This is a genomic window from Streptomyces paludis (assembly GCF_003344965.1).
Taxonomy (GTDB): domain Bacteria; phylum Actinomycetota; class Actinomycetes; order Streptomycetales; family Streptomycetaceae; genus Streptomyces; species Streptomyces paludis.
On record NZ_CP031194.1, the window covers coordinates 7,079,731 to 7,106,627 of the forward strand.

The window sequence follows — 26,897 nt, forward strand, 5'->3', positions numbered from 1 at the left end:
GGTCGGGTGCCGTACGGAGCGGTCGGCGCCGTGGCCCGGGCGGGTGGTTTCCGGCCGGTCCCGCTTATTGGGCGGGTGGCCAATTAGCTTTATTGGTCACGTACTCAATAGCATCCGTCGCATGACGTCAAGAGGTCAGGGAAAACGCGTCCGCAAGGCTCCGGCCGAACGCCGCCACGAGATCGTCGCCACCGCCGCGCGGATAGGGCTCGGTGAGGGGCTGGAGTGCGTCACCCTGCGGCGTGTCGCCGATGAGCTGGGTGTCCAGCCGGGACTGGTCGGCCATTACTTCCCGGCGGCCGACACCCTGGTGGCCGAGGCGTTCACCAGCGCCACGATGGCCGAGCTGGACGGTCTGCTGCCGCCGTCACCGGCCGAGGGCGACGGATCCACGCCCATCGGTGTGCTGCGCCGCTTCTTCGCGCTGATCTCCAGCGCCGAGTTCGACGATCTGAGCAGGCTGTGGCTGAACGCCCGCCATCTCTCCCGCTACCGGCCGGTGCTGCGCGAGCATGTCGTGGCGCAGGAGCTGCTCTGGTGCCGCCGTATCGAACGGATCGTCACCGACGGTTCGGCGGCGGGGGAGTTCAGCTGCCCGGACCCCTGGGCCACCGCCACCCGGCTGCTCGTCGCCATCGACGGGGTCAACTCCTACATCAACACCAGCGCCGAACACCGTACGGAGCCGATCGCCGCGATGCCCCGGACCGTCGCGGAGGCGGAGCTGGGCCTGCCGCCGGGCGCTCTGATCAGCCCGCGCGCGGAAGGTCACGGATGAACCATTGACAGCGGAAGATTACGCGGCCGAGCACCCCGGTGGCGATGCCGAGGAACTCGGCCGGGCGGGAGCCCTGTTCATCCTCGGCGGGCTGATGCGCGGCCCGGAGGCGCTCGAACATCTGGCGACGGCGACGGCGACGGCGACGGCGACGGCGACGGCGACGGCGGACCGGGCCGGAGACGTGTAAAGCGCGTTTGGGCCGTGTTTGGACCGAGCGATACACACATCGGGGCCGTATGAAGCGGGCACCTCGATGAAGGATGCCGAACGATGTATTGACCGTTCGGTCTACTGCTGTCACGATCCGAAACCGGCCCGAGAATTCGGTGCGCTTCCACCACGCCCGATCGAGAGAGACAAAGATGTCATCTACTCAAGAAGCGAGTGGTACGGCCCGTCCTTCCCGTCCTGTCCGGCCCATCCCCGTCCTGATCGCGGTTCTTGTCCTCGCGGACATCGTCAGCGCCTTCGAGTCGACGATGATGTTCAACGCCCTGCCCCGGATCATCGGCGCGTTCCACACCACGCCCGCCGACGCCAGCTGGGTCCTGACGGCGTTCCTGCTGGTCGCCGCCGCGTCCGCGGCCGTGTGCGGCCGGCTCGGGGATCTCTACGGGCGGCGCAACGTCATCATCGTCCTGCTGCTGATCTCGGCCGTCGGATCCGTCATCAGCGTCTCGACGGGCACACTCACCGGAGTCATCGCCGGGCGGGCCGTCCAGGGCGTGTCCGGCGGCATCCTCCCGCTGTGCTTCGGTGTCGCCCGGGAGATCCTGCCCAAGAAACACGCGCCGGTGGCGGCGGCGATGATCGCGGGAGCGGCGATGCTCGCCGGGGCGGCGGGGAACATCATCTCCGGTGCGCTGATCGACACACTGGACTGGCACTACATCTTCGTCGTGGCCGCCGCGGTGGCCGTGATCGCCGCGGCCGGCTGCCTTCTGCTGCCCCGTTCCCGCGTGGTCGCGGGCGCGCGGCGCGTGAGCTGGTTCGGCAGTGTGCTGTTCGCGCCGGCCATCGGGCTGGTCCTGTTCGGCGTCAACAAGTCGTCGTCCTGGGGCTGGAGCGACGGAAGGACCCTCGGCACGATCGTCACCGGCCTGCTGCTGCTCGCGCTCTGGGTGTGGAGGGAGCTGCGCGTCGACCATCCCATGATCAACCTCCGGCTGTTCTCCGACCGGAAGGTCGCGCTGACCATGCTCGCGACCGCCGTGCTCGCGATCGGCCCCGTGGGCGCCACGGGCTTTCTGCTCCAGATCATCATGCAGACCCCGACGGACGCGCCCGTGGGGCTCGGGCTGAGCGCGACCGACGCGGGATGGGTCTCGTTCTGCATCGCGATCTTCGGCTTCCTGCTGTCGCCCCTCAGCGGCCGGATCTCCGCCCGTGCCGGCTCCCGGCGGGCCCTGATCATCGGCAGTGTCTTCGGTGTGATCAACGCGGCGACCCTCGCGATGCTCCACTCGACCCTCATGGGCCTGATCATCTCCACGGTGTTCCTGACGGTGGCGACGTCCTTCATCCTGTCGTCGCTGCCGAACCTGATCATGGAGGCGGCCCCGGTGGAGAACACCAGTGAGGCCACCGGCCTCAACGTGGTGGTCCGTACCACCTTCTCGGGCGTCGGCACCTCGGTGGCGACGCTGCTGCTGAGCATGTCCCTCGTGTCCGGTACGCACTTCAGCACCCGCGGCGCGTACATGCAGGTCTTCGTTCTCATCGGGATCTCCTGCGCGGTGGCGCTCATCCTCGCGCTGCTCATCCGGCCGGGTGTGCGGGCCGCGTCCGGCGCGGCCCCCGCGGTGGCCGCCTCGAAGGCGTGAGCGACGGCCGGACCATGCCCTGAGCGGGCGAGGGGGAGTGTTTCCCCCTCGCCCGCTCACGGAGTCCTCCGTCGCGGCCGGTTGGCCGTCCGGCCGTCCGGCCGCGACGGCCTTGGTCAGACGGTCGCGATCGGGGTCAGCGGACTGCCCTGTGTCCCGGGCAGGTTCAGCGGGGGCGCGGTGAGCAGGAAGCGGCTGCGGCCGTGCTCGCGCAGCCAGGCCGCGAGATCGTGGAGATACCACAACTCGCCCAGCGGAACGCCGAGTTTGAACAGGCAGAGGTGGTGGATGGGCAGCAGGGTGTGCGGGCCCTCGGCCTTGGTCACACCGACACCCTCGACGGCGTAGTTGTCGGCGATCAGCCCGGAGATCCGCGACTCGGCGATCCAGTCGAGCAGCGCCGGGTCACCGGCGTCGAGGTAGGCCGCCGTCTGGTGGATCGCGACGGGGTCGGGGTTCTTCTCCCAGGCGAGGATCTGGGTGGCGAAGCCCGTGTGGAGCAGGAGCATGTCGCCCGGCTCCACGACGACGTTGTCGGCCGCCATGATGTCCTGGAGCGTCTTCAGGTTCACCGGCTGGTGGCCCGTGCCCAGATGGTGGGCGATGTCGACGAGGACGCCGCGGCCCTGCACGCCGTGCGCCGCCATGTGTTCCAGACCGAGGTGGGCGGCGTGGCTGAGGCTTCCGCTGCCGTCGCCCTTGACGCCCTCCCGGGGGCCGACGATGTCGATGCCGGGGCGGTAGCCGTTGTAGTAGACGGGCTCGGCGACACCGTCGCCGTCCGCGTCGAACTCGGCGCCCTGGTGGGCGAGGGCGTCCCACTGCGTGGAGTACTGGAGCCACAGGGTCACCACGTCGTCCGACCAGACGTCGATGAGCTGCGGGTCGATCTCCTTGCTGGCCACGACGTTGTAGAAGACGTCCTGGTTGTGCTGGAGGTCCTCGGTCGGCCGGAGGACGGGCGGATAGCGGCGCTGGTTGAGCGCGGAACCGCCCGGGTAGTCCAGCGGCAGGCTCAGGCTGAAGGTGATCCCGTGCTCGACCTCGCGCACCCCCTCCAGCACCTTCTCCGCGGTGATCAGATTGACGCGGCCCAGCTCGTCGTCCTCGCCCCAGTCGCCCCACGTAGAGCCCGGCGGCCGCTGCTTCCAACGCTTCGTCACGACAACAACTCCTCGCGTAGCTGACGGTCCCCGTCGACCGTCGTACGCATGCTAGGGAGATTGTACCGAGTGGTCAACAAAATGATCCATTGAACTGTGCACAGCACTTCCCGGACTCCGGGAATGAGTAATAGACTCAGCGGTCGAAAGATAGATCCAGTATCTCGAAGAGCACTTCCTGTTCCGGGAGAGTCGAATGACCGAATCCACGCACGCGGCGGTGGCGGCGGGTGTGCGCGCCGTCATCGCCGCGCACGCCCAGGCCCAGGACGCCGGCCGTACCGACGATGTCGTCGCGCTGTACGCGCCCGACGGCGTCCTCGAACTTCCCGGCGCCGAACCGGTCAAGGGCCACGACGCGCTCCGCGCGGCCTTCGCGGGCTGGCAGCCGACCCGGCCGCAACTGCACCTCACCGGCAATACCGTCGTCACCGTACAGGGGGTGGACGAGGCCACCGCGGTCAGCGATGTGACGTTCTTCCACCGCGGCGACGGAGAGCCGGGCGCGCCGGGCTGGACGGTGCGGATCGTCGGCCGGTACGAGGACACACTGCGCCGGTACGACGGCGCCTGGCGGCTGACCCGAAGGTCCTCCGCCTTCCAGGCATGAGGCGCGGGCGCGGTCCCCTCCCCATTTCCCCATCCCCTGTAGGGAGTTGACGATGAGCACATTCGCCGACGCGTCCGCCACGGCCCAGGTCGAGGCCGCGATCGCCGCGTACGCCCAGGCGCTGGACGCCGACCGGGTCGATGACGTCGCCCGGCTGTTCTGGCCCGACGGTGTGGCCGAGATCGCCGGGGTGGGCACCTTCGAGGGCCATGACGCGATCCGGGCCGGCTACGCGGGATTCGCGCCGGCCCGGCCCCAGCTGCACCTGGTCGGCAACACCGTTGTCACCGCGGTCTCGGAGGACGAGGCGACGGCCGTGAGCAACCTGGCCTTCTTCCAGCGCGGCGAGTCCGGCTGGGGCGTCCAGCTGGTCGGCCGCTACGACGATGTCCTGCGGCGCCGTGACGGCGAGTGGCGGTTCCAGCGCAGGGTGACGACGTTCCTTCCGTGACCCACCCCCGGTTTCGGCCCGAATTCCGGCTCAGTACAGCGCCGTACGACAGGAGTCATCCATGAGCGAGTTGAGTTTCGAAGGACGCGTCGCCGTTGTCACCGGTGCGGGACGGGGCATCGGCCGCGCCCACGCCCGGCTGCTGGCCGAGCGGGGGGCGCGGGTGGTCGTCAACGATCTCGGCGGATCGATGGAGGGGGAGGGCGTCGACGCCGGACCCGCGCGGAGTGTGGCCGACGCGATCGTGGCGGCCGGCGGAGAGGCCGTCGTCGACCACCACGACGTCTCCACCGAGGCGGGCGGCAAGGCCGTCATCGACACCGCGCTCGACGCCTTCGGCCGTGTGGACATCCTCATCAACAACGCCGGCATCATCCAGTGGGCCGGACTGCCCGAGATCGGCCTGGACAACCTCGAACGGCATCTCGCCGTCCATCTGCTCGGTTCGTTCAACACCACACGGGCCGCGTGGCCGCACTTCCTGGAGCAGGGCTACGGACGGGTGGTGCTCACCACGTCCGCCGGGCTGTTCGGCACCGACAACAACCTGTCGTACGCGGCGGCCAAGGGCGGTGTGATCGGTCTGGCCCGCAGTGCGAAGCTCGCCGGCGCACCGCACGGGATCAAGGTGAATGTGATCGCCCCGGCCGCGCTGACACGGATGGGCGGCATCGCGGACGAGGCCGCGGCGGAGGTGGCCGCCCAGCAGGCCGGCATGACCTCGGAGGCGGTCTCGCCGATCGTCGCCTACCTCGCGCACGAGAGCTGCCCGGTCAACGGCGAGGTCTACGCGGCGGGCGCCGGCCGCTTCGCCCGTATCTTCCTCGCGTCCACACCGGGCTATGTGTACGAGGGCGACGGTGTGGCCGGTGTCGAGGACGTCGTGAACAACTGGGACGCCATCAACGACGAGAAGGGCTACTACGTCCCCGCGGACCTGATGGCGTGGACGGGCGCCTTCCTCGGGCACCAGTTCAAGGAGAAGCCCGGTGCGGCGGCTTCGTAGGCCACGCGGACCGCAGCGGTGATCACCACGCGCGCGGCAGTTCCACGGCGACCATGGTGGGGCCGCCCGGTGGGCTGGTGAGGGCCATGACGCCTCCCAGGGCGGTGACCAGTACCCCGATCCGCCGTAGCCCGGTGCCCCGGTCCGGGTCGGCGCCGCCGATGCCGTCGTCCCACACCATGGCCCGCAGCCCTCCGCCCCCGGTGTGTTCGATGCAGACCGAAACGTGGCCGGATCCGCTGTGCTGGGCGGCGTTGGTCAGGGCCTCCTCGACCGCGGTGCGGATGACGTGTGCCGCTTCGCCGCCGTCCCGGGCCGTGTCATCGCCGTCGATGTCACCGACCACGTCGAGCGACACCTCCAACGGGCACGCGTCGGCCAGGGCCCGTACGGCGGCGGTGAGTTGGCCGTCGGGTGCCGTGGGGGTACGGGTCGCGGCCGGCGCGGGAAGCGGCGCCGGCCGGACCGCCCGGAGCAGTGACGGGAGCGCGACCGCGGGCCGGCCCAGGCCGCGCCGTACCCCGTCGTACGCGAGCATGAACGGGAGGGCCGGAAGCGAGAGCAGCAGCATCGATCCGGCCACGCAGTGGTCCGCGGCGTGCCGGATCGCCGCTTCCGGCGCGGTGCGCGGCGCTGCGTACGGTGTGGATGTCGTCGCGGGGCGGGGCTCTACCGATGCCGGCAGCGGTCCGGGGACTGACGGGTCGGGGGCTGACGGTTCGGGGCGTGTCGGGGTCGTTCGTACCTGGGGCATACCGTTCACGCTAGGCGCGGCCGTGCCCCGGCACAGGAGAGCGGGCACCCGGCCGGGGGTGTAGCGGATTACACCTCGGGGTTGCCGGGACGGGGCCAGGGCCGGCGGGTGAGGCGTTCGATGCCGTGGTTGAAGCGCCGGAGGAAGACTGTGAATGAGGCGATGTCCTCGTCGCTCCAGCCCGCCATGATCTTCTTCAGCGAGCCCACGATGCCCTCGCGCTCCACCGCCAGCAGCCGTGTGCCCTTCTCGGTGATGCCGAACTTGCGCGCCGTGCCGCCGGCCGGGTCCGGCATCCGTTCCACCAGACCGGCGCGGAGGGCGGCGGCGGTCTGCCGGTTCAGTGTGGAGGCGTCAAGACCGAACGCGTCGCTCAACTCACCGATGGACATGGGCCCCTGGACCCAGAGACGGCTGAGCAGGATGTAGGCGCTGCGGTCGAGCACACTTCCCTTCCGGCGACCGCCGTACTGGCTGAGCAACGCGTGGCGGTGGAGCAGCATCTGCTCGAACTCGACCTCGTCCGCAAGATGGTTCATGGGTGTCTGCCGCCTCGGGTCCGCGCCGGCGGCGCGTGTCCGCCCGCGCCGGCTGCCGACCTCCATTCTGCCATGCTTCATGCACCATGCATGTCATGTGTGTGCTGCACGTTATATGCACGATGCACAGCCCTGTCGGTGTGTCACCGGGCGGTCCAGCCCCCGTCCACCGTGAGCGTGGTGCCCGTGACGAAGCGGGAGGCGTCCGAGGCGAGGAACACCGCCGCGCCGCCCAGCTCGTCGGCCTCGCCCACCCGGCCCAGGGGAATGGCCCGGACGATCCGCTCGCCCCACTGGCTGTCGAGGAGCCCCGAGCTGAGGTCCGTACGGAAGTAGCCGGGCGCGAGCGCGTTGACCCGGACCCCCCGGGGCGCCCACTCGACCGCGAGGGACCTGGTGAGCGCTTCGACACCGCCCTTGCTGGCCGCGTAGGCCGCGATCCGCTCGAAGCCGGTGCTCGCGTGCACCGAGGAGACGTTGACGATCGAGCCGTACCCCTGCGCCAGCATCACCTTCCCGGCCTCCCGGCAGCAGGAGAAGGTGCCCTGGAGGTTGACGTCGAGGACCTGCCGCCACGCCTCGTCGGTGACCTGCTCGCTCCGGGTGAAGTGGGGGCTGACACCGGCGCAGTTGACGACGGCGTCGAGCCGGCCCGTCCACTCCGTGATCCGGCCGACCGCCGCCCCCACCGCGGCCGGGTCGGCGACCGAGGCGGGCAGCACCAGCACCTTGCCGCCGTGGCCGGCCAGCTCGGACGCGAGCCGCTCCAGGTCGTCCGCGGTACGCGCCGTCACGGCCAGGTCGGCCCCGGCCCGGGACAGGGCGACGGCCATGGCGCGGCCGAGGCCCTTGCCCGCGCCCGTCACCCAGACCGTCTTGCCGTCGAGGCGCGGCACTCCGGACCCACCGGCACCACCGGGCGCACCAGTCGCATTCGTCGTGTCGGTCATACGAGGCGCTCCGTCGGCAGGTCCCGGAGGTTCCGCTTGAGGACCTTCCCGGAGGGGGTACGGGGGAGTTCGTCCACGATGTCGAAGCGGCTCGGCACCTTGAACTTGGCCAGCCGGGCCCGGCAGAACTCCCGCAGCTCCGCCGCCCCGGCGCTCCCGCCGGGGCGGAACACCACGAAGGCCCGGGGGACTTCGCCCCACCGGGGGTGGGCGAGGCCGACCACGGCGGCTTCCAGCACGGCGGGATGCTCGTACAGGACGCGTTCGACCTCGGGTGTGGCGATGTTCTCGCCGCCGGAAACGATCATGTCCTTCTTGCGGTCGTCGATGTAGAGGAAGCCGTCCTCGTCGGTGTGTCCGATGTCGCCGGTGTGGAACCAGCCGTCCTTGAGCGCGGCGGCCGTGGCCTTCTCGTCGCGCCAGTAACCGGCGAAGACCTTCGGGCCGCGCAGGGTGATCTCGCCCAGCTCGCCCGCCGGGACCTCCCGGCCGGTGTCGTCCACGATCCGGACCCTGGTGTGCGGTACGGGCCGGCCGACCGAGCCGAGCTTCGACAGGCTGTGTTCGCGGTCGAGGAAGGTGTCGCCCGAGACGGTCTCGGTCAGTCCGTAGGCATCGGCGAACCAGGCGTGCGGAAACGCGGACATGACGCGCCGCAACACCGGTTCCGGGGTCTTCTCGCCGCCGCCGAGGACGAAGCGGACGGATGTGGTGTCGTACGACGCGCGGCCGGGCACCTCCAGGACCGCGTTCACCATGGCGGGCGCGAGCCAGAGGTTGGTTACCCGGTGCTCCTGGATCGCGTGGAGTGTGTCGGCGGCGTCGAACCTGCGCTGGAGGACGACCTTGCCGCCCGCGTACAGCACTCCGAGGGCCGGCATGTCCAGACCGCCGACGTGGTAGAGCGGTCCGCAGACGAGTGTAGTGTCGGCCGCGGTCAGGCCGAAGTGGACGATATGGGCCAGGTTCTTGGCCTGGAGATTGCCGTAGGTGATGCACACGCCCTTGGGCCGTGAGGTGGTGCCGGAGGTGTACATCAGCCGCTGGAGGTCGTCCGGCGCGACGTCCACGGGCTCCACCTCGGCACCCGGGTGGCGGGCCAGCAGCTCCTCGTAACCGGTCCAGAGCGCATCGGAGTCGTCGGCCCCAGCCGTTCCGTACGCCTCAGCCGCCCCCGCCGTCTCACCGTCGACCCGGATCCGGTGTGCCAGGCCGGGCAGTCCGGAGGCGATACGGTCCGCCGCCGCGACGAAATCCGGCTCCGTGACGAGGACCTTGGCCGAGGCGTGGCCGAGGATGTACTGCCATTCGTCCTCGGACAGCCGGTAGTTCAGCGGCAGGAACACCGCGCCGACCCGGTTGACGGCGTACACCAGCTCCAGGAATTCCGGCCGGTTGTAGAGCAGCAGTCCGACGATGTCACCGCGGCCCACCCCCAGCGCGGACAGGCCGGCCGCGAGCCGGTTGACCCGTTCGTGCAGCTCGCGCACGGTCAGGCGGTGATCGTCCTGCACCACGGCGACGGCGTCGGGCCGTTGGGCCGCGTGATAGTCGAGGATGCTCGCGAAATTGTGCACGGCCACTCTCTCGTTCGGCGACCAGCAATGTTCCGACCGGTCGGTTGCCCGCTGCAAAGTTTTCGTGTACCCATTGGTCTATAAAACCTGTAGCCGCACTTTACGACGCCCCGGTGCCGGCGACAACCGTTGTGCGGGGCGGGATTTCCGGGAAAAGGAGGGCCGCGGTGCCACGTATCCGTGTCGAGGCAGACGGACCGGTTGTCACCCTCCGCCTGGCCGCTCCGCCGGTGAACGCGATCGACTCCGTACTCCGCGAGGAGCTGGCCGCCGCCGTGCGCGAGCTGGCGGACGCGCGGGACGTACGGGCCGTGGTGCTCTACGGCGGCGAGCGGCTGTTCGCGGCGGGGGCGGACATCGAGGCGCTGGCCGCGATGGGGCCGGCGGAGGTACGGGGCTGGAACCGGGCCCTGCAACGGACCTTCGACGAGGTCGCCCGGCTGCCGATGCCCGTGGTGGCCGCGGTGACCGGCTACGCGCTCGGCGGCGGTCTGGAGCTGGCGCTCTGCGCCGACCACCGGGTGGCCGCCGAGGACGCCGTACTCGGCCAGCCGGAGGTGCGGCTCGGGATCATCCCCGGCTCCGGCGGCACCCAGCGCCTGACGCGGCTGCTCGGCCCGGCGCGGGCGAAGAACCTGCTGATGACCGGCCGCACGGTGGCCGCCGCGGAGGCCCTCCGGATCGGGCTGGTGGACGAGGTCGTCCCGGCCGGTGCGGTGTACGAAGCCGCGCTGGCCTACGCGCGCGGGCTCGCCGAGGGGCCGGCGGCGGCCCTGGAGGCGGTCAAGGAGGCGGTGGACCACGGCGGGGACGCCGCGCTCTCCACCGGTCTGGCGCTGGAACGGTCCCTGTTCACCGGGGTCTTCGGGACGGCGGACGCCGCCACCGGACTGCGCTCCTTCCTCGAACACGGCCCGGGAAAGGCCCGGTTCGGGGACACGGCACCGGAGGGCGGCGCGGCACCGGACGGCCATGACGAGGAGCGCGACGACACAAGGCGGCGTACGACATGAGGGGGCGTACGACATGAAAGCACTGCGCTGGCACGGCGCACGGGACCTGCGACTGGACGAGGTGCCCGACCCGCCGGAGCCGAGGCCGCACGAGGCCGTGGTGGAGGTCTCCTGGTGCGGGGTGTGCGGCACCGATCTGCACGAGTACCTCGAAGGCCCGCACATGATCCGCACCGGTCCGCATCCGCTCACCGGCGCCGCGCCGCCGCTCGCCCTGGGGCACGAGTTCAGCGGCAGCGTCCTCGCGCTCGGGAGCGAGGTGCCCGGTATCGCCGTCGGTGACCGGGTGGCCGCCGACCCCGTCTGGCGGTGCGGGGTCTGCTACTGGTGCGCCCGCGGCGAGTACCACATCTGCCCCCGCAGCGGCTCCGTCGGACTGGCGTCGCCCGGGGCGTTCGCCGAGCGGGTCACCGTGCCGCTCGCCGGGCTGACCCGCCTTCCCGACAACGTCAGCGACGAGATGGGCGCCCTCGCGGAACCGCTGGCCGTCGGCCTCCACGCGGTGACCCGCGCGGGTGTGCGGCCGGGTGACAACGTCCTGGTCGTCGGCGGTGGACCGATCGGTGTCGCCGTGGTCCTCGCCGCGCGCGTCGCCGGGGCGGCCGGGCTGTACGTGAGCGAACCGCTCGCCGGACGCCGCGAGATGCTCGGCGCGCTCGGTGTCACCGAGGCGTTCGACCCGCGTACGGCGGACGTACGCCGGGAGGTGTTCCTGCGTACCGGCCGTATCGGACCGGACGCGGTCATCGACGCCACGGGCGTGGCGGCCCTGGCCGGGCAGGCCGTGGCGACCGTACGGCGGGGCGGCCGGGTCGTCCTCGCCGGTGTCGGCCACGGCAAGGCCGAGATCGACATGGGCCAGCTCGTCTTCTACGAGCGCTCCGTGCTCGGCACGCTCGGCTACCGCTTCGACATCCCGCGCGTCATCGGTCTGATGAGCGCCGGGCGCCTGGACGCCTCCGCGCTGCTCACGGGCCGGTTCCCGCTGGACGGGGGCGTCGGGGTCTTCGAGGGCCTGGCCGCCGACCGGGCCCGCCACCTCAAGGTTCTGCTGACCCCGAAGGGACTGTGACATGGATTTCGACCTGCCCGAGGAGACCCGGGCGCTACAGGACATGGTCCGTGACTTCGCGGCTGCGGAGATCACCCCGTACGCGGCCGAGTGGTCGGAGAAGGAGGAGTTCCCGGCGCATATCTTCACCAAGCTGGGCGAGCTGGGGCTGATGGGCATGCTCGTGCCCGAGGAGTACGGCGGCGCGGGATCCGACCTGGTCTCCTACGTCGCCGTGATGGAGGAACTGGGCGCCGCCGACCAGTCGGTGGCCTCTTCCTGGAACGCGCACTCCACCATCGCCACACTGCCGCTGCTGGCCTACGGCACCGAGGAGCAGAAGCACCGCTGGCTCGCCCCGCTGGCCCGCGGCGAGGCCATCGGCGCCTTCGGCCTGACGGAGCCGGAGGCGGGATCCGACGCGAGCGGCATCACCACCACGGCCCGCCGGGCGGACGGCGGCTGGGTGATCAACGGCGCCAAGACCTTCATCACCAACGCCGGTACGGACATCAGCCAGGGCGTCACCCTGCTCGCCGTGACCGGCCGGAACGAGGACGGCCGCAAGCGGTTCGCGACCTTCTACGTCCCGACCGGCACCCCCGGCTACACCCGCGGCCCCAAGTTCCGGAAGCTGGGCTGGCACGCGATGGACACCCGTGAGCTGTTCTTCGACGACTGCCGGATCCCCGACGACCATCTGATCGGGGACGAGGGCGGTGGCCTCCGGCAGTTCCTGTCCGTACTGGACAAGGGCCGGATCAGCGTCGCCGCGCTCGGTCTGTCGCTGGCCGGGGCGGCGCTGGCGCTGGCGGTCCGGCACGCCACGGAACGCCACCAGTTCGGCCGTCCGCTGGCGGAGTTCCAGGCGGTCGCGCACAAGATCGCCGACATCGGCACCGAGTTGCAGGCCGCCCGGTGGATGGTCTACCGCGCCGCCTGGCTCGCCGACCAGGGGCGCCCGCACGCCACGGAGGCCGCCATGGCCAAGCTGTACGCCTCCGAGGCCGCCAACCGCGCGGCCTCCCAGGCGGTGCAGATCCACGGCGGGTACGGCTATGTCCGGGAGTCGCCGATCTCCCGCTTCTACGCCGACGCCAAGATCCTGGAGATCGGTGAGGGCACCAACGAGATCCAGCGCAATGTCATCGCCAGGGCCCTGACCGGCAAGGGCTGAGATTCCTTTTCCCGTACCTTTTCCATTGCATTAGATCAGTCGGTACATTTCAGTCGGTGCATGAAAGATGCGCGAGCGTAGCGAGGACGCAGATGACGGTGGCATCGCAGATGAGCGGCGTGGACTCCCCCCACACGGAACAACTCCTTGAGATGTACCGGCGCATGCGGCGCATCCGCCGGTTCGAGCAGCGGGCGTCGGAGCTGTACAGGGCGACCGAGATACCCGGCTTCCTGCATCTGTCGATCGGCCAGGAGGCCAGTGCCGTCGGCGCCTGCTGGCATCTGACCGCGCGCGACGGCATCACCTCCACCCACCGCGGGCACGGCCATGTCCTGGCCAAGGGGCTGGACACCGCGTCGATGATGGCCGAGCTGATGGGCAAGGACGCCGGTACCTGCCGGGGCCGCGGCGGCTCGATGCACATCGCGGACCCGGGGCTCGGCATCTACGGCGCCAACGGGATCGTCGGCGCCGGGCTGCCCATCGCGGACGGGGTGGCGACGGCGGCCCGGCTGCGCGCCGAGGGCGATGTGGTGGTGGCGTTCTTCGGGGACGGCGCGGTCGCGCAGGGCATGTTCCACGAGGCGGTCAACCTCGCCGCCGTATGGGACCTGCCCGTCGTCTTCCTCTGCGAGAACAACCACTACTCCGAGTTCTCCCCGGCCGCCGACCAGCACCGGGCACCCCTCTCGGCCCGCGCCGCCGGATACGGCGTCGACTACGCGCACGTGGACGGCAACGACGTCCTCGCGGTGGCCGGTCTGATGTCCGGCGTGGTGGAGCGGCTGCGCCGGGGCGGCGGCCCGGTGCTGGTGGAGGCCGAGACGTACCGCTGGCACGGCCACTACGAGGGGGACCCCGAGCGCTACCGCGACGCGGCCGAGGTCGCCGAGGCCAAGGAGCGCGACCCCCTGCTCGTGGCCCGGCGCCATCTCGCGGCGGCCGGGGTGGCCGGGGCCCTGGCCGACGCCGTGGACGAGGAGATCGACCGGGAGATCGAGGCGGCCGTCGCATGGGCGCGGAGCCTGCCCGAGCCGGACCCCGCCACCCTGTACGACCACGTCAGCGCCCCGCGCCCCGCCGTGCCCGAGCCGGCCCCGCCCGCGGCCGACGCCGAGGTCTTCCGCTCCATGGACGCCGTACGGCTCGCCCTGGAGCACGAACTCACCGCGGATCCCACGGTGTTCGTGGCCGGCATCGACGTCGGCGCGGGCGGCAACGTCTTCGGGCTCACCCGCGGACTCGCCCAGGCGTTCCCCGGCCGGGTCCGCGACACGCCGATCAGCGAGAGCGCCGTCATCGGCACGGCGGTCGGGGCGGCCATGGCCGGGATGAGACCCGTCGTGGAGATCATGTACATGGACTTCATCGGGGTCTGTCTGGACATGCTGCTCAACCAGGCGGCCAAGCTCCGCTTCATGACCGGCGGCCGGGCCTCCCTGCCCCTGGTCGTCCGCACCCAGTTCGGCGCGGGCCGCTCCTCCGGCAGCCAGCACTCGCAGAGCCTGGAGGCCGTCCTCGCGCACATCCCCGGACTGACGGTCGTCATGCCGTCCACCCCGGCCGACACCTACGGTCTGCTCCGGGCCGCCATCCAGGACCCGAACCCGGTGGTCTTCGTCGAGAACCGGCTCCAGTACGGCCTGAAGGGGCCCCGCCCGCCGGCCGGGCACCTGATTCCGCTGGGCCGGGCCGCGGTGGTCCGCGAGGGCACCGACATCACCCTGGTCTCCTGGTCACGCATGGTCCAGGACTGTCTCTCCGCCGCCGAAACACTCGCCGCCGAGGGCATCAGTGTCGAGGTCATCGACCTGCGTACGGTGGCGCCGCTCGACCGCGAGACCGTCCTCGCCTCGCTCGCCAAGACCAACCGCCTGGTCATCGCCCACGAGGCCGTACGCGACTTCGGTGTCGGCGCGGAACTGTCGGCCCTCGCCGTCGACGAGGGCTTCTGGCACCTGGACGCCCCGGTCACCCGGGTGGCGCCGCCCCATGTGCCCGCCCCGTACGCGCCCTCGCTGGAGCGGGCCTGGCTGCCCTCGCACGACACGATCGCGGCCACCGTACGCCGTATCGCCGCGGTCTGAGCCCCGGCCCGGACCTGGCCTTCGAGGGCCTAAAATACTGACCATGCCAAGACCACCAGGGCACGGGCCGGGCTACGAGATCAAGCGTCAGGAGATCATCGACAAGGCAGCCGCGCTGTTCGCGAAGAAGGGCTACGCCGCCACCGGCATCGCCGAGGTGGGGGACGTGGCCGGGCTGGCCCGGGGCGCCCTGTACTACTACATCGGCTCCAAGGAGAACCTCCTCGTCGAGATCCAGGACCGGGTCATGCGCCCGATGCTGGCCTCCGTCCACCGGATCGCCGGTCTGGAGGAGGAGCCGGTGCTACGGCTGCGCATGCTGTCGCAGACGCTGCTGGAGAACATCCTGGCCCGGCTCGACCATGTCTGGGTCTACGAGCACGACTACCGGAATCTGCACGGGGACAACCGCGCCCGACTGCTGCGCCAGCGCCGCGAGTTCGAGAACATCGTCCAGGAGCTGCTGGTCGCCGCGATGGACGACGGTTCGTTCCGCAAGCTCGACCCGCGGCTGGCCACGCTCCAGTTCCTCAACCTGCACAACCACACGTACCAGTGGGTCAGGACCGACGGTGAGTGGGACGCCGAGTACCTCTCGCGCGCCTACTGCGCGACCCTCTTCCGCGGCTTCGCCGGTCCCGGCCGTCAGTTCGACGACATCGAGGACCGGATGCGCGCGTATCTCGCCCAGCGGGTGACCCCCGGGCCGCTGCCCCGCACCGGCGAGGAGTGACCCGGGCGGGGAGCGGTCCGGGCGGGGAGCGGCCCGGCGGCGGTCGGGCGCCGGCGGTCGGTCAGGCGTCGGGGGCGCGGGGCTTCCTGAAGTCGAAGGCCGCGTAGTCGTTGTGGCGGAGTTCGCCGATCAGCTCCTGGAGCTTCCAGCGTCCGGCGGGGTTGAGGAGCTGGCTCACGGCCTTGCCGGGGATGTTGCCACCGTAGAAGTAACTGCTGCGCTGGAACATGGAGTACGAGTCGGCCGCGTTCATGAGGCCGGTCCACTCGGTCTCGGCGGCCGGCTTCACCGCCACGACGGTGTGCCCGTGCTCGCGCGCGTGGACGATGATGTCGTGGACGAGGTCCGCCTGGTCCCCGGCATAGCGGGGGTTGTTGCCGGTGGCGCCGTGCGGGCCGCCGGGGAAGAAGAAGTTGGGGAAGCCGGCGGTCGCGACACCGAGGTAGGTGCGGGGGCCGTCGGACCAGTACTCCTTGAGCGGCCGGCCGTCGTGGCCCCGGACGCCGAGGCGGTTGAGCGCGCCCGTACCGAAGTCGTACCCGGTGCCCCAGATGATGATGTCGGTCGGGTACGGGCCCTCGCCGGTCTCGATCGCGTCACCGGTGATACGGAGGATGGGCTCCTCGGGCAGCGAGACGAGCCGGACGGCCGGCTTGTTGTACGCCTCGTAGTAGCCGGTGCCGAACGGGGGACGCCGGGCGCCGTAGCCGCCGTCCTTGGGGATGAGCTTCTCGGCGGTGCCGGGGTCCTTGACGAGGGTGCGGATCTTGGCGGCCATGAAGTCGCACCACTCCGCGTTGATGACGGGATCGGTGGTCATGTCCCGGTAGTGCTCGGTGAGTTTGGTGAAACCGGGGCCGTTCCAGACCTTCTCGTAGAACCGTTGGCGCTCCTCCGCCGGGACATCGCTGCCGCTGACGGGGTTGAGTGTGTGCAGGAAGCCGCTGGGAGAGGTGGCGAGGGTGTCGCGGATACGCTCGAAGTCGCCCTTGAGGGAGGCTTGTTCGTCCGGGGTGATGGGCCGGTTGTTGAGCGGGGTGACCCAGTCCGCCTTCATCTGATAGACGGTCAGTGAGGCCACCTCGTCGGCGATGGCCGGGACGATCTGGACACCGCTGGAGCCGGTGCCGATGAGCGCCACGTGCTTGCCGGTGAAGTCGACGGGCGTCTTCGGCCAGCGGCTGGTGTGGTGCTGTGCGCCCCGGAAGCCGTCGCGGCCCTCGATGCCCGGGATGAACGGCACGGAGAGGTTGCCCGTCGCCGCGACGAGGTAACGGGTGCGCAGCGTCGTGCCGTTGTCGGCGGTGACGGTCCAGAGGCCCGCCTCCTCGTCGAAGACGGCGGAGGTCACCCGCGCGTCGAAGGTGATGTCGTCGCGCAGACCGAAGCGGTCGACCACGTGGTTGAAGTAGCGCTCGATCTCGGGCTGGCCCGCGTACTGCTCGCTCCACTCCCACTCCTCCCACAGCTCCTTGGAGAAGAGATAGCCGTAGCTGTAGCTCTCGGAGTCGAAGCGGGCCTCGGGGTAGCGGTTCCAGTACCAGACACCGCCGACACCGCTCCCCGCCTCCAGCAGCCGCGCCGAGAACCCGGCCTCGCGGGCCCGGTAGAGCTGGTAGATGCCCGTCACCCCGGCTCCGACGACCACGATGTCGAGTGGTCCGTCCTGATCCGGCTGCCGGTCCGGCCGCTGGTCCGACTGCCGTTGTTGTTGTGTTCCGCTCATCTGCCCTCCAGGTGACAGGGGCCCGATCAGTTAAATCGACCGACCGGTCGATTGAATAATGCGAGCGTAGAGGAGAGGGGTGGCCCGATCAATGTCTGTGCACGGGGATTGATTGTACCGACCGATGGGTCTAACTTTCGGTTCCAGGGAATGACCGACTGACGTGATGTCGTGCCGAAGGAGTCGCACATGACGGCTGAGGATGCGCAGGGGCCGGCAGAGAACCCGTCGAAAGCGTCGGTGGAAGCGTCGGTGGATCTGCGGAGTGCGGGGCTCGCGGCCATGCGGGCGGCGCTGCCCGGAGTGTTTCCGGAGGGCGATCTCGATCTGCGGGACGGGCGTCTCGGGGAGGATCTCGTCGAGATCGGTCTGACGAGTGTCTGGGGCTCGCTCTGGGCCCGGGAAGGGCTCGGTCCGCGCGACCGCAGCCTGGTGACCCTGGCGATTCTGATCGCGCTCGGGGCCGAGGCGGAGCTGAGGACCCATGTCCGTATCGCGGTGACGAACGGGCTGACCGAGGACGAGATCGCCGAGGTCCTCTACCACGCCGGCGGCTACGCCGGCTTCCCCCGCGCGACGGCCGCCCGTGCCGTCGTGCGCGAGGTCCTGTCCGCCTGACGCGGGCGGCCGTTACGCACAACGAGGAGCGCGCTATGTCACTGAAGGGCAGGGTCGCCGTCGTCACCGGCGGTGGCCGGGGTATCGGGGAGGCCATCGCCCTCGTCCTCGCGGCGAAGGGCGCCGCGGTCGCGGTGTGGGACCTGGACGGCGCGGGCGCCGAGCGGACCGCCGCCGCGATACGGGAGGCGGGCGGCACGGCCCTGGCCGTGGCGGGGGACGCCGCCGAGGCGTCCGCCGTGGCCGCCGCGGCCGAGCGGACCCGCGTGGAACTCGGCCCCGTCGGGATCCTCGTCAACAACGCGGGTACGACGGCGTATCAGCCATTCACCAGCATCTCCGAGGAGTCCTGGGACCGCATGATCGGCATCAACCTCAAGGGACCGTTCCTGGTCACCAAGGAGCTGGTGCCCGGCATGCTCGACGCGGGCTGGGGCCGGATCATCAACATCTCCTCCTCGTCCGCGCAGACCGGGGCGCCCTCCATGGCGCACTACGTGGCGTCCAAGGGCGGTGTCATCGGCCTCACCAGGGCGCTCGCGATCGAGTACGTCGCCACGGGCGTCACCGTCAACCACGTACCGCCCGGCTTCATCGACACCCCGCTGGTGCGCCAGGGGCCGGTCGACGTGGAGGCGGCAGCCGCGACGATGCCGATGAAGCGGGCCGGTCTGCCCGAGGACGTCGCGCACGCGGTGGCCTATCTGGCCTCGGAGGAGGCCGCCTATGTGACCGGGCAGACGGTCAGTGTCAACGGCGGACGCCACCTCGGCTGATCCACCGGCCGTTCGACGGGCGATCGGAGTCATGAATGAGCGTCGGGAACGACGGTACGGACCGAGTGGCGGAGGCGAGTGCGACGGCCCCGGGCCGTGTGCTGGTGGTGGGTGCCTCCGCGGCCGGGCTCGCCACGGTGGAGGCCCTGCGGCGCAAGGGGTACGAGGGCGCGATCACCGTGCTCGGGGATGAGCCGCACGCCCCCTACGACCGCCCTCCGCTCTCCAAGCAGGTGCTCTCCGGGGCCTGGGAGCCGGGGCGGGCCGCGCTGCGTACGGCGGCGGCGCTGACCGCGCTGGACGCCGCGTTCGTCCTCGGGGACGCGGCAGTCGGCCTGGACACCGCGACCCGGACCGTACGGACGCGGGCGGGACGCGAACTGACCGCCGACGCGGTCGTCATCGCCACCGGCGTACGGCCGCGCACACTGCCCGGCAGCGCCGGACTGTGGGGTGTGCACGTACTGCGGAGCCTTGACGACGCACTGGCCCTGCGCGCCGCGCTCGTGCCGACGGCGCGGCTGGTCGTTGTCGGCGAGGGGGTCCTCGGCTCGGAGATCGCCGCGACGGCGCGCACCCTCGGACTCGATGTGACCCTCGCCGGACCGCTCGACGCGCCCATGGCCCTCCAGGTGGGGCCCGTGGTGTCGGCGGCACTGGCCGGACTGCACCGGGAGAACGGGGTACGGCTGCGCTTCGGCGCCGGTGTCGCCGGAGTCACCGGAACGGCCGGTGTCGCCGGAACGGCCGGTGAGCACGGCCGGGTCACGGGCGTACGGCTGGCCGGCGGGGAGGTGCTGCCCGCCGATGTGGTCGTGGTGGCGATCGGCGCGGTCCCGGCGACGGAGTGGCTGGCGGACAGCGGGCTGGGCCTGGACAACGGAGTGGTGTGCGACTCCCGGTGCCGGGCGGCCGACGGCATCTACGCGGTCGGTGACGTGGCCCGGTTCCACCACGAGCACCTGGGCCGCGCGGTCCGGCTGGAGAACCGGACGAACGCCACCGAGCAGGCCGCCGCCGTCGCCGGAACGATCCTGGGGGAGGACCGTCCGTACGTACCCGTGCCCTACTTCTGGACCGACCAGTTCGACGCGAAGCTCCAGATCCACGGGGTGATCCCCGCCGGCGCGGAGATCGAGGTGGTCGAGGGCGACCTCGCCGCGCGGCGCTTCGTGGCCCGCTTCACCCACGCCGGCGCGGTCACCGGAGTGCTCGGCTGGAACATGCCGAAGCAGACACGGCTGCGCCGCCAGGACGTCGTCGACGCCTTTCCCGTAACGGCTCTCGCCCACTGAGCGGCCACTGAACGCCCACTGAACGCCCACCGAACCGAACGGATGCCGGAGGCCCCCGTGAAAGTTGTCATCGAAGAGGACAAGTGCTGTGCCGCCGGACAGTGTGTGGCCGCCGCTCCGGACGTGTTCGACCAGCGCGACGACGACGGCATCGTCGTCCTGCTGACCGTGCACCCGCCGGACGACCTGGCGGAGGGCGTCCGTGACGCGGTGGCGATGTGCCCCGCCGTGGCGATCCGGGTGGAGCAGTAGCTCGCCATTGAATGTACCGATCGGTCGGCGTAAGGTCGGGGAACAGTTCCTTGACATCGCACGCCGACGTGTATATCGAGGAGAGGAGTGCAGGCCATGGCCGAGAAGGTGGCTGATTCCGAGGTGTCGGAGGGTCTTCCGAAGTATCCGTCGCCCCGTGCGGCGCGGTGCCCGTTCGCTCCGCCGCCGGAATTGCTGGAGCTGCGCGACACGGGGAAATCCGTGGTACGGGTGGAGACCTGGGACGGCACAACGCCCTGGCTGGCCACGACACATGCCGCCGAGCGCGAGCTGCTGTCCGATCCCCGGCTGAGCGCGAACATCGGCGCCCCCGGCTATCCGCACACCACGGAAGCCATGAAAGAGCACTCGGCGCATATGCAGCCGTCGATCAACAACACGGACGGTGCCGAGCACTCCCGCTGGCGCAGGATGCTGACCAGTTCCTTTACCCGCCCTCGAATGCAGAAGCTGCGCCCGGCGATTCAGGAGATCACCGACGACCTGATCGACAAGATGCTCGCCGGGCCGAATCCGGTGGATCTGAACGAGGCGCTGTCACTGCCCCTTCCGTCGCTGATGATCTGTGAACTGCTCGGGGTGCCGTACGAGGACCACGCGTTCTTCCAGGAACACGCGGGCGCCACCAACGCGCGGTTCAAGACGGCCGAGCAGGGCGCGGAGACGACGCGGGTGCTGCGCGAGTACATCGCGGGTCTGATCGAGGCCAAGATCGACCAGCCCGGCGAGGACGTCCTCTCGGACCTCGGCGAGCGGGTGAAGGCCGGGGATCTGCTGATGGAGGAGGCGGCCCCGCTCGGACACATCCTGCTGGTCGCCGGTCATGACACCAGCGCGAACATGATCACGCTGGGGACGGCACTGCTGCTGGAGAACCCCGCCCAGCTCGCCCTGCTGCGGGAGAACAGCGGCGATCCGAAGGCCGTGGCGAACGCGGTGGAGGAGCTGCTGCGCTATCTGACGATCCCTCATCTCCTGGCCCGGCGCGCGGTGGTGGCGGACATCGAGATCGACGGGGAGACGATCCGGGCCGGCGAGGGCGTCATCGCGTCGCTGCCGGCCGGCAACTGGGACCCGGCCGCGTTTCCCGAGCCGGAGAAGGTCGATCTGACCCGGAAGGCATCGCACCATCTGGCGTTCGGCTGGGGTCCGCACCAGTGTGTCGGCCAGCAGCTGGCGCGGGTCGAACTCCAGGTCGTCTTCGGCACCCTGTTCCGCCGGATCCCGACGCTGAGGCTGGCGACGGACCTCGCGGAGCTGAGGTTCAAGGAGGACTCGCAGGCGTACGGCATCTACGAGCTGCCCGTCGCCTGGTAACCGTACGTACGCGGCGAAGGGCCCCGCCCGGCCGGCACACCGTGGCCGGGCCGGACGGGGCACTCTTCCGCCTGCGGGTCACTCCTCGGTGCGCAGCCACACCGTCGTGTGCGCGGGCAGCACCCCGGCCGCGCCCGAGGGGGACTCGTCCAGCGGCCCGCTGGCCAACAGCACGGAACCCGAAGGCAGTTCGGCCGGGCGCGCCGAGAGGTTGGCCACAACGCGCCAGCCACCGGCGCGCCGGAAGCCGAGGACGCCGTCGGACCGTGTCCCGTCCGTACCCTCCCAGGTCAGCGACTCGTCGCGCAGGAGCGTACGGCGCAGCCGCAGCGCCTCGCGGTAGAACTCCAGGGTGGAGCCGGGCGTCCCGTCCTGTGCCTCGACCGCCAGCTCGCCGAACACCGCGGGCTGCGGAAGCCAGGGCGCGGCGCCCTGGCCGAAGCCGTACGAGGGGCCCGTACGGGTCCACGGCAGGGGCACCCGGCAGCCGTCGCGCCCCTTGTCCTGGTGGCTGTTGCGTTCCCAGGTCGGGTCCTGGAGCACCTCGCGGGGCAGGTCGGCGACCTCGGGCAGCCCCAGTTCCTCGCCCTGGAAGAGATACGAGGAGCCGGGCAGGGCCAGCATCAGCAGCGTCGCGGCACGGGCCCGGCGCAGCCCCAGCTCAAGATCGGGGAGCGGGTTGCGGCCGTCACCGAGCAGCCAGGCGGTCCGGGCGGCGCCGTCCAGGGAGTCCGGCAGCGCGTAGCGCGTACGGTGCCGGATCACATCGTGGTTGGAGAGCACCCAGGTCGCGGACGCGCCCGCCGCCCGCGCCGCCGCCAGCTCCTTGTCGATCACCGCGTACAGCGCGGAGGCGTCGGGCGTGGTGTTCAGGAAGTCGAAGTTGAACGCCTGCCCCAGCTCCTCGGCGCTGGCGTACGGGGCGCGCCGGGAGTCCCGTACCCACGCCTCGGCGACCGCGACGCGCGGCGGGTCGTAGGTGTCGAAGACCTGGCGCCACTCCTTGAAGATGGTGTGCACCTCGTCGCGGTCCCACAGCGGGTGGCTGCCGTCCTCGGGGAGGTCCTCCGGCTCGTAGCTCCGTACGGGCCCGATGTCGCGCAGCGGCTCCGCCAGGTCCTTGGCCAGTCCGTGGGCGACATCGACGCGGAAGCCGTCCACACCGCGGTCGGACCAGAAGCGCAGTGTGGTGAGGAAGTCCGCGCGCACCTCCGGGTTCTCCCAGTTGAGATCGGGCTGCTCGGGCGCGAAGAGATGGAGGTACCACCAGCCGTCCGGCAGCCGGGTCCAGGCCGGTCCGCCGAAGCACGACACCCAGTCGGTGGGCGGGAGTTCGCCGCTGTCGCCCTTGCCCTGACGGAAGACATAGCGGTCGCGCTCCGGGCTGCCGGGGGCCGCCGCCAGCGCCGCCCGGAACCACACATGGTCGTTGGAGGTGTGGTTGGGCACGATGTCGACCATGACGCGGATGGACCGCTCGTGGGCCGCGGTCACCAGCGCGTCGAAGTCGTCCAGGGTGCCGAGCCGGGGGTCCACATCGCGGTAGTCGGCCACGTCGTAGCCGCCGTCGGCCAGCGCGGAGGGGTAGAAGGGGCTCAGCCAGATCGCGTCGATGCCGAGCTTCGTCAGATACGGCAGCCGGGAGGTGATGCCCGGCAGGTCACCGAGGCCGTCGCCGTCGGAGTCGGCGAAGCTGCGCGGGTAGATCTGGTAGACCGCGGCCTGGCGCCACCAGTCGCGGTCGACGGGGGCGAGAGCGGCAGTGGCAGGGGATTGCTGATCGGACACGGGATTCCTTCGCGGACGGGCGGCGTCCAGCACCCGTTTTCCTCGCGGGCAGCACACCGGCAAACAGGACGGCAAACAGCTTCTTGCTCGAATGACAGCGTTTGCACGCTAGATCCGGCACGGGAGGCATGTCAACGACGGGTGACCGAATCATTTCCGAAAGATCCCTGTTCGAGCGCTCATTGATCACCCTGCGTGGATGTAATGATCGCGCTGGGCAATGACAGCGATGCCGGAGATCCTCGGGATGCGCGACTGGGGTGCGCGGCTGGGGCGGGCGGCCGGCCGCGTGCTACGGTCCGGCTCATGTCCGTATCGCCGCCCCCCGTACCCGAGGCCGGGCCGGCCGGATCCCCCGCCGGGGCCGAGGCCGCCGCGGCGGCCACCATGGCCGATGTGGCCGAGCGCGCCGGTGTCTCCGTCTCCACGGTGTCCCGCACCCTGCGCGGTCTGCCCTCCGTCTCCGCCGACACTCGCGACCGGGTCGAACGAGCCGCCCACGAGCTGTCGTTCGCGATCTCGCGGAGCGCCTCCAGCCTGGTCACCGGCCGCACCGGACGGATCGCCGTGCTGGGCCCCCGGCTCGAATCCTGGTTCCTCGGCGCGGTCCTGGCGGGCGTCCACACCGTCCTCCGCGAGACGGGCTACGACCTGCTCGTCTACAGCGTGACGGACCTGGCGGAGCGCCGCGCCTTCTTCGACCGGCTGCCCGCCCGGCGCAACGCCGACGCGCTGCTCGTCACCAGCTTCGACCTCACCCCCGAGGAGCACGCCGGACTCGACGCGCTGGGCATGCCCGTCGTCCTGGTCAGCCAGTACGCGCCCGACCGCCCCAGTGTGTACGTGGACGACGCCGCCGGTGCCCGGCAGGGCGTCCGGCATCTGGTCAACCTCGGCCATCGCCGTATCGCCTTCGTGCAGCCCCGGGACGACACCGGCTTCTCGTGGAGTTCCCGGGCCCGGCTCACGGGTTACCGCCAGGCCCTGGAGGCGGCGGGCATCCCGTACGACGACGCTCTCGTCCGCCGCCCGGCACAGCACGTACGCCGTGAACTGAGCGGTACGATCGGCGCGTTCATGAGCCTCCCCGAGCCGCCCACGGCGATCTTCGCGGACTCCGACGAGGTGGCCGTGCAGCTGATCAGCGCGCTGCGCGCCGCCCACCTCGATGTGCCGGGCGACATGTCGGTGATGGGCTTCGACGACCACCAGCTCGCGGAGTGGCTGGACCTGTCGACCGTGGCACAGCCCGCCCGAGAGATCGGCGGCGCGGCGGCGCGGCTGGCGTGCGCGATCATCGAGTCGGCCACCGGTGACGAGCGCACCCGGCATGTGGAGTTCCCGACCTCGGTGGTGGCGCGCGGGAGCACGGCCCCGTACCGCCCGTCGGCGCAGACGTGTCCGGAAGCGCCGTAGCCGGGGAATCCGTTTCGCGCGGGCGGCCCGCCACGTCGATAATGCGCCGGTGAGTCTTCTCCCCGTACCCCTCCCCGGCGAGGCGATACCCCCCGGCGCCCGGGACTGGCGCTCCGCGGACGCCGAGCGCTGGCGCGCCCTCGCCGAGCCGCGCTGGTCACACCCCGTGCTGCCGATCGCCGCCATGGTGGTGGGTTTTGTCTTGCTCGTGGCGTTCTCGCCCTCGTCCCCCGAGGACGTGTGCACCACCAGCAGCCCCTGCGACGCCGACTGGTGGGGCCTCGCGCCCTGGGTGGTGCTGCTGGTGACGCCGTACTGCCTGTGGCGCCTGCCGAGGCTCGCCCTGCCGTGCCTGGCGGTGCTCGTAGTGATCACACTGACCGACGCCGAGTCGGACGGAGTGCTCACCAGGCCGTCGGCGTATCCGTGGTTCGCGGCGATCGGGTACGCGGCGGCGACCGCGCTCCACCGGCTGTCGGTGGCCGCGCGGCAGCGGCGGTGTGCGCGGGAGGCGGCGGGCGAGGCCCGGTTCCCCGTACCGGAGGCGACACGGTGGCGTGAGCGTCCCTCCTTCGTCGCCACCGGTGTGCTGCTGGCCGTGGCGGCGTTCGGCTACTGGATGGCGTCGGACGAGATCTCCACGTACGAGAACCACGCGGCGAACGGCCGGCAGATCGCCGCGACGGTCGTCCGGATCACCGGCGGCGAGGACGACGACGCGGCGGAGCTGACGGTGAAGTCCGAGGAGGGCGTGGTCCACCGGGTCGAGTCGTGGTATCCGGAGGACTTCCCGGTGGGCTCGGCCGTCGATCTGGTGGTGGACGGGGACTACGTCCGCCTGGTCGCGGAGCCCTACGACGTCGAGGGATGGCAGGTGCTGGTGATGGCGGCGCTCGCGGCCGCCGCGGTGTTCCTGGCCAACGGCGTGACGGGCCGCGCGAGTTCGACCCGGCTGCACACCGAGCCGCAGCCGGTACTGAAGGTGCTCGTGCGCAGGGACCGTAAGGACTTCCGGACGCGGGTGTACGCGGCGGACGATCCGGCGGGGGAGAGACCTGTGCTGAGCCTGTTCACCGTGCCGGCCGCGGAGGACGGTGAGGAGGAACCCGAGGACGAGAAGTACGAGGACGCCGCCGAGGACGAGAGGGACGAGGAAGCCTGGGAGCGCCTCGCGCTGACGGCGCCGCGCGAGGCGGTCCTCTACGGATCCCCGCACGCGGATGGTGAACTCGTCCTGGTGACGGCCGCGGCGCCGGGCATCGCCCTGGTGGAGACAGGGGCGACCCCGGTACGCCCGGCGGTGCCGAAGCTCCAGGACGCGCTGCGCGCACACCTCCCCGGCGGACCACGCGGGCGCGGCGATGCCCGCCGGGCGCGTCGCAACCGCTACCCCCGCCGTACGGAGGAGGAGATCGTGGCCGGCATGGTGACCGGGCCGGATCCGGTCTCGTACGCCGCGGACACCCGTTCCCGGCTGGTCGGTGGCTTCCTGCTGCTGGCCCAGGCCGGAGGCATCTGGATTCTGCTGCGTGACGGCTTCTCCTGGCCCTCGGTGCTCCTGATCATCGCTCTGCCCTTCACACTGCGAGACGCGTCGCTCGCCCTCAACTGGCGTATCACCGCCGATCAGCAGGGCGTCTGGGTCACGGGTGCCTGGCGTACGCGCCGGATCCCCTGGGACCGTCTGCACCGCGTCCGGGCGGAGGCGGAAGGCATTCGGATCAAGGTCGTCGGCGGCTCCGAGCACACTCTCCCCGGCCGCCGTCCCGCCGCGCTCCGGGCCGAGGAGGAGCTGAACGTCCTGCGCGGCCGGCCGGAGCTGCGGCCGGGCCGGGACGCGGGGCCGGGCGAACAGGGGATGCCGGTCGGACCGGTCATCGTGGTGGTGGCGGTGCTGTGGGCGGTCGCGGTCCTGCTGCTGTTCTGAACGGGGAGTAGGGTTCCGACGGTTGACGGCGGGGCTGAATCAA

General features: G+C 71.1%; 25 protein-coding genes. 18 read left to right on the top strand and 7 right to left on the bottom strand.

Translation table 11 applies throughout. The annotated features are described in order from the left end of the window. Nucleotides 1–121 precede the first annotated feature (121 nt). The 3 genes from DVK44_RS31235 (at nt 122) to DVK44_RS31245 (ending at nt 2,604) form a co-directional block, all read left to right on the top strand. Entirely contained in the window at nt 122–778 is a 657-nt protein-coding gene (locus DVK44_RS31235; protein WP_114663983.1) for a TetR/AcrR family transcriptional regulator, read from the top strand. 4 nt (nt 779–782) lie between these two features. Beyond that, nucleotides 783–968 (top strand): hypothetical protein, encoded by a 186-nt coding sequence (locus DVK44_RS31240; RefSeq protein WP_114663984.1) that lies wholly within the window; start codon nt 783–785, stop codon nt 966–968. Nucleotides 969–1,143: 175 nt separating this feature from the next. Continuing rightward, a complete protein-coding gene (locus DVK44_RS31245) occupies nt 1,144–2,604 on the top strand; it encodes an MFS transporter (RefSeq protein ID WP_114663985.1) in 1,461 nt (486 codons plus the stop codon). Nucleotides 2,605–2,720: 116 nt separating this feature from the next. Here the strand turns inward: DVK44_RS31245 and DVK44_RS31250 are convergent, their stop codons facing one another. Continuing rightward, nucleotides 2,721–3,767, bottom strand: coding sequence for a cyclase family protein (locus DVK44_RS31250; protein WP_114663986.1), 1,047 nt, complete (start codon nt 3,765–3,767; stop codon nt 2,721–2,723). 196 nt (nt 3,768–3,963) lie between these two features. Between DVK44_RS31250 and DVK44_RS31255 the strand changes: the two genes are divergently transcribed. The 3 genes from DVK44_RS31255 to DVK44_RS31265 all read left to right on the top strand — a co-directional run bounded on the left by DVK44_RS31255 (nt 3,964) and on the right by DVK44_RS31265 (nt 5,834). Next, entirely contained in the window at nt 3,964–4,377 is a 414-nt protein-coding gene (locus DVK44_RS31255) for a nuclear transport factor 2 family protein (protein WP_114663987.1), read from the top strand. A 52-nt stretch (nt 4,378–4,429) separates the two neighbouring features. After that, nucleotides 4,430–4,828 (top strand): nuclear transport factor 2 family protein, encoded by a 399-nt coding sequence (locus tag DVK44_RS31260; protein WP_114663988.1) that lies wholly within the window; start codon nt 4,430–4,432, stop codon nt 4,826–4,828. Between the two features lie 61 nt (nt 4,829–4,889). Continuing rightward, nucleotides 4,890–5,834 carry an SDR family NAD(P)-dependent oxidoreductase gene (locus DVK44_RS31265; protein WP_114663989.1) on the top strand — a complete coding sequence of 315 codons (945 nt, stop codon included), beginning with the start codon at nt 4,890–4,892 and terminating at the stop codon, nt 5,832–5,834. Between the two features lie 22 nt (nt 5,835–5,856). Here the strand turns inward: DVK44_RS31265 and DVK44_RS31270 are convergent, their stop codons facing one another. The 4 genes from DVK44_RS31270 to DVK44_RS31285 all read right to left on the bottom strand — a co-directional run bounded on the left by DVK44_RS31270 (nt 5,857) and on the right by DVK44_RS31285 (nt 9,654). Continuing rightward, complete coding sequence (locus tag DVK44_RS31270) at nt 5,857–6,417, bottom strand: ATP-binding protein (RefSeq protein ID WP_114663990.1); 561 nt, start codon at nt 6,415–6,417, stop codon at nt 5,857–5,859. Nucleotides 6,418–6,656: 239 nt separating this feature from the next. Beyond that, nucleotides 6,657–7,127: a MarR family winged helix-turn-helix transcriptional regulator gene (locus tag DVK44_RS31275; protein WP_114665554.1), complete on the bottom strand. Its 471-nt coding sequence runs from the start codon at nt 7,125–7,127 to the stop codon at nt 6,657–6,659. A gap of 143 nt (nt 7,128–7,270) precedes the next feature. Further along, entirely contained in the window at nt 7,271–8,077 is an 807-nt protein-coding gene (locus DVK44_RS31280; protein WP_114663991.1) for an SDR family NAD(P)-dependent oxidoreductase, read from the bottom strand. Then, a complete protein-coding gene (locus DVK44_RS31285; protein WP_114665555.1) occupies nt 8,074–9,654 on the bottom strand; it encodes an acyl-CoA synthetase in 1,581 nt (526 codons plus the stop codon). Before DVK44_RS31285 ends, DVK44_RS31280 begins: the two co-directional genes overlap by 4 nt. Nucleotides 9,655–9,821: 167 nt before the next feature. Between DVK44_RS31285 and DVK44_RS31290 the strand changes: the two genes are divergently transcribed. From DVK44_RS31290 to DVK44_RS31310, 5 genes are all read left to right on the top strand, one after another. Continuing rightward, nucleotides 9,822–10,667, top strand: a complete 846-nt coding sequence (locus tag DVK44_RS31290) for an enoyl-CoA hydratase/isomerase family protein (RefSeq protein WP_114663992.1) — start codon at nt 9,822–9,824, stop codon at nt 10,665–10,667. Nucleotides 10,668–10,680: 13 nt separating this feature from the next. Next, nucleotides 10,681–11,739, top strand: a complete 1,059-nt coding sequence (locus DVK44_RS31295; protein ID WP_114663993.1) for an alcohol dehydrogenase catalytic domain-containing protein — start codon at nt 10,681–10,683, stop codon at nt 11,737–11,739. Nucleotide 11,740: 1 nt separating this feature from the next. Next, the gene (locus DVK44_RS31300; protein ID WP_114663994.1) at nt 11,741–12,895 is read left to right on the top strand and encodes an acyl-CoA dehydrogenase family protein; all 1,155 of its coding nucleotides are present in this window, start codon (nt 11,741–11,743) and stop codon (nt 12,893–12,895) included. 92 nt (nt 12,896–12,987) lie between these two features. Further along, on the top strand, nt 12,988–14,985 hold the full coding sequence (locus tag DVK44_RS31305; protein WP_228447442.1) for an alpha-ketoacid dehydrogenase subunit alpha/beta: 1,998 nt from the start codon (nt 12,988–12,990) through the stop codon (nt 14,983–14,985). A gap of 43 nt (nt 14,986–15,028) precedes the next feature. Continuing rightward, on the top strand, nt 15,029–15,718 hold the full coding sequence (locus DVK44_RS31310) for a TetR/AcrR family transcriptional regulator (RefSeq protein ID WP_114663995.1): 690 nt from the start codon (nt 15,029–15,031) through the stop codon (nt 15,716–15,718). Between the two features lie 61 nt (nt 15,719–15,779). Here the strand turns inward: DVK44_RS31310 and DVK44_RS31315 are convergent, their stop codons facing one another. Continuing rightward, entirely contained in the window at nt 15,780–17,444 is a 1,665-nt protein-coding gene (locus tag DVK44_RS31315) for a flavin-containing monooxygenase (protein ID WP_114663996.1), read from the bottom strand. A gap of 189 nt (nt 17,445–17,633) precedes the next feature. Here DVK44_RS31315 and DVK44_RS31320 point away from each other — a divergent pair, with 189 nt between their 5' ends. From DVK44_RS31320 to DVK44_RS31340, 5 genes are all read left to right on the top strand, one after another. Next, entirely contained in the window at nt 17,634–18,062 is a 429-nt protein-coding gene (locus tag DVK44_RS31320) for a carboxymuconolactone decarboxylase family protein (RefSeq protein WP_228447443.1), read from the top strand. Nucleotides 18,063–18,097: 35 nt separating this feature from the next. Beyond that, nucleotides 18,098–18,838: an SDR family NAD(P)-dependent oxidoreductase gene (locus DVK44_RS31325; RefSeq protein WP_114663997.1), complete on the top strand. Its 741-nt coding sequence runs from the start codon at nt 18,098–18,100 to the stop codon at nt 18,836–18,838. Between the two features lie 35 nt (nt 18,839–18,873). Next, nucleotides 18,874–20,133 carry an NAD(P)/FAD-dependent oxidoreductase gene (locus DVK44_RS31330; protein WP_114663998.1) on the top strand — a complete coding sequence of 420 codons (1,260 nt, stop codon included), beginning with the start codon at nt 18,874–18,876 and terminating at the stop codon, nt 20,131–20,133. Nucleotides 20,134–20,190: 57 nt separating this feature from the next. Further along, the gene (locus tag DVK44_RS31335) at nt 20,191–20,385 is read left to right on the top strand and encodes a ferredoxin (protein WP_114665558.1); all 195 of its coding nucleotides are present in this window, start codon (nt 20,191–20,193) and stop codon (nt 20,383–20,385) included. A gap of 96 nt (nt 20,386–20,481) precedes the next feature. Then, nucleotides 20,482–21,723 carry a cytochrome P450 gene (locus DVK44_RS31340; RefSeq protein ID WP_162794138.1) on the top strand — a complete coding sequence of 414 codons (1,242 nt, stop codon included), beginning with the start codon at nt 20,482–20,484 and terminating at the stop codon, nt 21,721–21,723. A 78-nt stretch (nt 21,724–21,801) separates the two neighbouring features. Here the strand turns inward: DVK44_RS31340 and DVK44_RS31345 are convergent, their stop codons facing one another. After that, a complete protein-coding gene (locus tag DVK44_RS31345) occupies nt 21,802–23,511 on the bottom strand; it encodes a glycoside hydrolase family 13 protein (RefSeq protein ID WP_114663999.1) in 1,710 nt (569 codons plus the stop codon). A 306-nt stretch (nt 23,512–23,817) separates the two neighbouring features. On the opposite strand from DVK44_RS31345, the gene DVK44_RS31350 reads away from it, so the two are divergent. Both DVK44_RS31350 and DVK44_RS31355 read left to right on the top strand, forming a co-directional pair. Continuing rightward, a complete protein-coding gene (locus DVK44_RS31350; protein ID WP_228447444.1) occupies nt 23,818–24,927 on the top strand; it encodes a LacI family DNA-binding transcriptional regulator in 1,110 nt (369 codons plus the stop codon). 49 nt (nt 24,928–24,976) lie between these two features. Then, complete coding sequence (locus DVK44_RS31355) at nt 24,977–26,854, top strand: hypothetical protein (protein ID WP_114664000.1); 1,878 nt, start codon at nt 24,977–24,979, stop codon at nt 26,852–26,854. Nucleotides 26,855–26,897 lie beyond the last annotated feature (43 nt).